Genomic DNA, 1,243 nt, shown 5'->3' with positions numbered 1-1,243 from the left:
GACGCGAGTGGTCAACAATTTGCATCGGCGTGCCAAGGCATTCGGCTTTGTTCTCCAGCCCTTGGAGCCGAAAGTAGTTGCTGCCGTTTCTTAGGAATCATTCTCCAGCGTCAGCTCTCCGATCTTGGCATGCAGCGACTTCACATCGACTGCGGGCGCGGCCGGCGGCCCGCCCCCTGGTCCGAAAATCCCGGAAGCATTGCCCTCAAGCTGCGATTTCCACGCCGTAATCTGATTGGGGTGAACGTCAAAATGCTCGGCCAGTTGGGCTATCGTCCGATCGCCTTTGACGGCGGCCAGAGCCACCTTCGCCTTGAAGGCCGGTGAGTGATTCCGGCGTGCTCGTCTGCTCATCGTCTCTCCTGATTCGCGGGCCTATCGTGCCCGTCGTCAGGCAGAAACTCCACTTAACGTCCTATGCAGATTTCCGGAGCCGGCTCTGGGTTCGATTGGGCGCATCTCATCTAAGTGTGAACTTCGTCTGATGATTGAGTTCTGATGGAACTCACTATCGACCTCAGGGGTGGGCAGTCGGCGGAGGAAGCGGCTGCGCTTGCCAAGCTCGCGGGCTGCAGACATCGGTCGGTCTAGAGCCTGCGGTCACGCTTGTGCCGTGCGACGATCGTCTCAGCTCATGGCTGAACCTCTATTTAGAAATGTGGAGGAAAGTGGCTCAATCTTGATCTCGGTGTAGTGCAGGATCGCGACCTCGCCCCGTACTGTCGTGGTTCTCAGCGGCGGCACGTCGTCAAACATCGCCGTCACTCGCACGCGCAAGAACATTTCGAGGGAAGCCGGGCGGACATTGTCGCGGCCCATGGCATTAGCGGCTCGCTACCGGAACGCATTGCGATCTTCATCGGCCCATTCTTGACGGGGTTCGCGTGATCGTACTTAGAAGATCACAGTCATGACCTCCGCTTTCGCCGGGCATTCTTGCCTAACTTTTAACGCTGATGTGCTTTTCTCTGATTCCAGAGATGTTGGGCGCTCCAAAACGGCGAGAATAGTTGCATGTTAGATCAACGCTGCGTGTTCCAGAGGATCGTGATCACCGATTAAGCGAACCGGTACGTGGGAGTGGGGCCAAGGCTGCTGAACTGAGGCTGGCCTGTTTGAGAGGATGTTGGTTCTGAAATGGACCCCGATTTTGGGACCACGTGCTTAGTTGGAAGGGGCTGCTCCGTTTGATAGACGGAGCGCATGATGACGACGAAGACGAGACGCAAGATCGACGCGGCAC

General features: G+C 57.2%; 1 protein-coding gene and 1 pseudogene. Both read right to left on the bottom strand.

Going from position 1 to position 1,243, the window contains the following annotated elements; translation table 11 throughout:
* Positions 1–96: 96 nt before the first annotated feature.
* Positions 97–354, bottom strand: a pseudogene (locus tag IVA82_RS14065) (transposase); the annotation flags it as partial.
* Between the two features lie 273 nt (positions 355–627).
* Entirely contained in the window at positions 628–819 is a 192-nt protein-coding gene (locus tag IVA82_RS14060) for a hypothetical protein (RefSeq protein WP_247493331.1), read from the bottom strand.
* Positions 820–1,243: the final 424 nt, after the last annotated feature.

Source organism: Bradyrhizobium sp. 142 (assembly GCF_023074015.1).
In the GTDB taxonomy this organism is placed as follows: domain Bacteria; phylum Pseudomonadota; class Alphaproteobacteria; order Rhizobiales; family Xanthobacteraceae; genus Bradyrhizobium.
This window is presented reverse-complemented; position numbering and strand designations above follow the sequence as displayed.